This window comes from Rhodococcus sp. ENV425 (genome assembly GCF_002887785.1).
Classification (GTDB): Bacteria; Actinomycetota; Actinomycetes; order Mycobacteriales; family Mycobacteriaceae; genus Rhodococcus; species Rhodococcus aetherivorans.
The window spans coordinates 21,086-25,830 of the sequence record NZ_PCZU01000050.1 but is presented as its reverse complement, the minus strand read 5'-3'; the positions used below and the strand labels follow the sequence as shown (position 1 = coordinate 25,830).

Genomic DNA, 4,745 nt, shown 5'->3' with positions numbered 1-4,745 from the left:
GGCGCCCTGCGGGGCCGCGATCCCACTTTCGAGACGCTCGAGACGTTGCAGCACAGCCGATTCCGAACCCGAGGCGGCGGGCAGCAGCATCCGCGCGCACATCACCTCGAGGAGCAGGCGCGGGGCCGTGGCGCCGCGCATCTCTCCCAGACCGGAGTGCACGATCTCCGCGTACCGGGTCAGGGTGGCGGGACCGATCCGGTCGGCTTCCTCCCGCATCCGCTCCAGCACGTCGCCCGGGGCGTCGACGAGACCGCGATCGGCGGCGTCGGGCACCGATCGCATCAGGATGAGATCCCGGAGCCGCTCGAGCAGGTCGACCGCGAACCGTCGCGGGTCGTGGCCGGCATCCATCACCTTCTCGACGGTTCCGAACAGACCCGCACCGTCGCCGGCGGCGAGGGCATCCACGGCCTCGTCGATGAGGGCGACGTCGGTGACGCCGAGCAGCGAGAGTGCACGGCTGTAGGTCACGCCCTCCTCGCCGGCGCCGGCGAGGAGCTGGTCCATCACCGACAGCGAGTCGCGCGGCGAACCGCCGCCCGCACGGATCACCAGGGGGTAGACGGCGTCCTCGACCGGCACGTTCTCCTGCGTGCAGATCTTCTCGAGCAGCCCGCGCATGACGGGGGGCGGCAGCAACCGGAACGGGTAGTGGTGGGTGCGCGAGCGGATCGTCGGCAGCACCTTCTCCGGTTCGGTGGTGGCGAACACGAAGATCAGGTGCTCCGGCGGCTCCTCGACGATCTTGAGCAGGGCGTTGAAGCCCTGCGTGGTGACCATGTGGGCCTCGTCGACGATGAAGATGCGGTACCGCGACTCGGCCGGCGCGTAGAAGGCACGGTCGCGTAGTTCGCGGGTGTCGTCGACGCCGCCGTGGCTGGCGGCGTCGAGCTCGATGACGTCGAGGTTGCCGCCACCGCCGGGGCCGAGCGCCACGCAGGACCGGCACGTCCCGCACGGGGCCGACGTGGGGCCCTCCGCGCAGTTCAGGGAGCGGGCCAGGATCCGGGCCGAGGAGGTCTTGCCACAGCCGCGCGGGCCCGAGAACAGATACGCGTGATTGATGCGACCTGCGTCGAGGGCGATGCTCAGGGGCTCGGTGACGTGCTCCTGACCCACCACCTCGGCAAAGGTCGCCGGTCGGTACTTACGGTAGAGGGCCACGCGCCGAGACTACCGGCGCCGACCGACACCCCGGCCGCGTGGTTGCGGCGGAGTGATGCGGGTATCCGGGGCCATGACCGAAACACGACCGTTGGCCCTGGTGACCGGAGCGTCGAGCGGCATCGGCCTGGAACTCGCCCGACTGTTCGGCCGGGACGGATACGACCTCATCCTCGTGGCCCGCTCCGATGCCCTCGACGACGCCACCCGTGCTCTCGCCGCCACCGGCGCCGCCGTGATTCCGGTGCGCGCCGACCTCCGGACGGCGACGGGCGTGGAGGAGGTGTGCACCGCCGTGACGGCGACCGGCCGGCCACTGGCCGCCGCTGCGCTCAACGCCGGCACCGGGCAGGGTGGCCTGTTCGTGGACACCGGCCTCGACGACCAGCTCGAGGTGGTGGACGTCAACGTGCGCTCGACCGTGCATCTGGCCAAGTACGTCCTCGACGGCATGGCCGGGCGCGGCACCGGGCGCGTGCTGATCACGTCGTCGGTGGTCTCGGAGATGCCCGGCCCGTACCAGGTCGTCTACAACGCCTCCAATTCGTTCCTGCAGTCGTTCTCCGAGGGGCTGCACGAGGAGCTGCGCGGGACCGGGGTCACCGTCACCGCGCTGATGCCCGGAGCGACCGACACCCCGTTCTTCCGCAAGGCCGGGATGGCGGACGCGCCGATCGCCCGCGGCCCCAAGGACGACCCTGCGAAGGTCGCCCGCAAGGGCTACGAGGCGATGCTGAAGGGCAAACGGAAGGTGGTGGCCAGCTCCCCCATGTCCAAGGCGATGGCGGCGGCGTCGACGGTGACACCGGATTCGGTGAAGGCCTTCCTCCACCGCTTCATGGCCGCGCCGGCGTCCGCGCCTCGCTGACCGAGGCAGGTGCCTCAGAGGTTGGGCAGCGCCCAGCTGAGGAACACCACGCCCGCGAGGATGCCGAAGATGCCGGTGAGCATGCCGACGAGAGCGTCGAGGGACTTCTCCTCGTCGGTGAACACGGCGGGCCGGCGGGTGGCGGCGATGCCGGTCCCGATGGCCGCCGCACCGAGCAGAATCCCGAAGCCGAACGTCCAGAAGGTCACGATCGACAGGGCGCCGAGCATCAGCGCCAGATCGGCCCCCTTCTCCTCGACCGCCTCACGCAGCGTCGACAGCGCGGGTAGGTCGAGGCGGGAACGGTGCGGTCCGGAGCGGAAGGGAGTCTGCAGGACGGACATGGTCTTTCGGATCCTCGTCGGCGATGGCGGAACAGTGCGCAGCATCCGGTGGCGGGGTCGTACGGAACCTTCTGCAGGACAAGAATTCCGGGATGGGTGAACGGTCCGGCGACCACCGCTCGATGCGACCGGGAACAGATACGGGACACGGCATCTACTCCTGGATCAACCTCACTCGTCGGCCCGGCTGCTACGCAGCACAGATTAGCACTCACCGAGCCTGAGTGCTAACTCGGCGGTGTCGCGCGGTTCGCATGCGCAGCCGATCCGGCTCCGCGCCAGTACAGTTCCTCCATGGGATCGGGGAGCACGGCAAAGGCGTGGGCGGTGGGTCTCTCGATCGTCGCCGCGGCGACGATCGGCACGGCCGGCACCGCCGCCGCCGATCCGGATCCGGGCGCGCGGGTCACCACCGACGGCACGGCGCTGCGGCTCGACGGGCAGCCCTGGTGGCCGACCGGCTTCAACGCCTACCAGCTGGGCACGAACTGGGCGGTGAACTGGGGCTGCGGCGCCATGGTCGATCTGGATGCGTACTTCGGCGCGCTGCCATCGCATTCGCTCACCCGCTTCAACGCCTTCCAGGCCCTGGCCGTCGACCGGTTCACCGGCGAACTCGACTTCGGCCCGCTCGACGCCGTGTTCGCCGCGGCGGAGGCCCACGGTCAACTCGTGATCCCGGTCCTTGCCGCCCAGGACGGCGCGTGCGAGGACGAGGCGTTCAAGGACCGGCAGTGGTATGTCGACGGATGGACGGAGCCGGTCGATCACGAGCGTGCCGTGCTGAGTTTCCGGGACTGGGTGACGACGGCGGTGACGCGGTGGAAGGACTCCCCGGCGCTGGCTGCATGGGAACTCGTCGGCGAACCCGAGACCAGCATGTGCACCGACGCGGCGTGCTCGTGGTGGCTGCGGCAGTGCCCACCGGACGCGGCCGCCGTCCTGCGCGGGTTCTTCGACACGGCGGGGGCGCAGGTCCGCGCGATCGATCCCCGCACCCTGATCACCGCGGGGCTCACCGGCGGCGGGCAGTGCGGCACGCAGGGCGACGAGTACGCGCTGGTCGGGTCGTCCCCCTTCGTGGACGTCGTCCAGTACCACGACTACGGCGCCGACGGGATCCCGTTGCCCGGCGACCAGTGGAACGGCCTGGCGCGCCGCATCGCCCAGGCCCAGCAGATCGACAAGCCGCTGCTGGTGGCCGAGATCGGCGAGCCGGCGGGCTGGTGCGGGGCCACGGCCGACCGCGCCGAGCACATCGCGACGAAAATCGAGGGACAGAAGACGGCCGGCACCGCCGGGGCGCTCCTCTGGGCCTTCGTCCCCGATCCCCGGCCGGACTCCTGCACCTACGACATCGGACCAGACGACGAATTGTGGTACGTGATCGAGGAATTCGGAACCTCGGGCGCATCCGTCGGGCCCATCCCGAACACCGGATAGCCGGGGCCCGCGCGCGGCGAGACCACCCGTCCGGTCGGACGGCCGGCCTGGATCGCCCACCGGTTCCGGCACAGTGGTTTGGTATCTCCCCGGTCCGGGTACAGGAGGGCGATCACGGCCCGGCGTCGCCCTCACCGGCACCCGCCGGAAGGTGACACGAAGAAGACATCGCACCGCGCGGCTGGTGCCGTCGCCGGGCGGCGACCAGGACTGAGGAGGGTCATGACACTCGACTACGACACCCGTAAAGAGCTCGACACGGACGAGCTGACCGCCCCGACGCTTCCGGCGGTGAGCGAGACCGTGGAGCCGGACGACGGCGACATCGCCGAGTTCTTCGAACTCCCCGGCGCCGACCTGTCCGGGGAGGAGCTCACCGCCCCGGTCGTCCCCCGGCGGAACGACGAGTTCGTGTGCGACAGCTGTTTCCTGGTCCACCACCACAGCAGGCTCGCGCCGTCCGACGACGGCACGACACGCTGCCGGGACTGCAGCTGACGGACCTCGGCGGAAGGCGCAGAACGAGAACAATTTTCCGCCGAGGTGTAGTCCCTCGCCCTACGGGGTAACCGAAGTCGTGACCACGCCGGCGACGGCGGGTGAAGACCGGAGGGGATCGACGAGATTCCCGAACGAAGGGAAGTGGAGCGTGCTCGGACTCGGAATCATCGGGTGGATCATCATCGGCGGCCTCGCCGGCTGGATCGGTAGCAAGATCATGAAGACCGACGAGCAACAGGGCATCCTGCTGAACATCGTCGTGGGTGTCATCGGCGGTCTGCTCGGCGGCTTCCTGCTCAAGCTCTTCGGTGTCGATGTGGCGGGCGGCGGCCTGATCTTCAGCTTCCTCACCTGCCTCCTCGGTGCGGTGATCCTGCTGTTCCTGGTCAAGGCTGTCACCGGCCGCCGCACGGTCCACCACC

General features: G+C 69.9%; 6 protein-coding genes. 4 read left to right on the top strand and 2 right to left on the bottom strand.

Features of this window, described 5'->3' with window-relative positions:
- Nucleotides 1–1,167: DNA polymerase III subunit gamma and tau (locus CQZ88_RS04035; protein ID WP_146034247.1), on the bottom strand; the 1,167-nt coding region annotated here is incomplete at its 3' end.
- Nucleotides 1,168–1,240: 73 nt separating this feature from the next.
- Between CQZ88_RS04035 and CQZ88_RS04030 the strand changes: the two genes are divergently transcribed.
- Nucleotides 1,241–2,035 carry an SDR family oxidoreductase gene (locus tag CQZ88_RS04030; RefSeq protein ID WP_102799282.1) on the top strand — a complete coding sequence of 265 codons (795 nt, stop codon included), beginning with the start codon at nucleotides 1,241–1,243 and terminating at the stop codon, nucleotides 2,033–2,035.
- A gap of 14 nt (nucleotides 2,036–2,049) precedes the next feature.
- Here CQZ88_RS04030 and CQZ88_RS04025 read toward each other — a convergent pair whose 3' ends face one another.
- Nucleotides 2,050–2,379: a hypothetical protein gene (locus CQZ88_RS04025; protein WP_006943121.1), complete on the bottom strand. Its 330-nt coding sequence runs from the start codon at nucleotides 2,377–2,379 to the stop codon at nucleotides 2,050–2,052.
- Nucleotides 2,380–2,673: 294 nt separating this feature from the next.
- Here CQZ88_RS04025 and CQZ88_RS04020 point away from each other — a divergent pair, with 294 nt between their 5' ends.
- The 3 genes from CQZ88_RS04020 to CQZ88_RS04010 all read left to right on the top strand — a co-directional run.
- Nucleotides 2,674–3,822: a beta-mannosidase gene (locus CQZ88_RS04020; protein WP_044476306.1), complete on the top strand. Its 1,149-nt coding sequence runs from the start codon at nucleotides 2,674–2,676 to the stop codon at nucleotides 3,820–3,822.
- 222 nt (nucleotides 3,823–4,044) lie between these two features.
- On the top strand, nucleotides 4,045–4,320 hold the full coding sequence (locus tag CQZ88_RS04015) for a DUF4193 family protein (RefSeq protein ID WP_006943118.1): 276 nt from the start codon (nucleotides 4,045–4,047) through the stop codon (nucleotides 4,318–4,320).
- Nucleotides 4,321–4,471: 151 nt separating this feature from the next.
- Nucleotides 4,472–4,745 (top strand): GlsB/YeaQ/YmgE family stress response membrane protein (locus CQZ88_RS04010; RefSeq protein ID WP_102799283.1); only part of this gene is annotated, 274 nt, incomplete at its 3' end.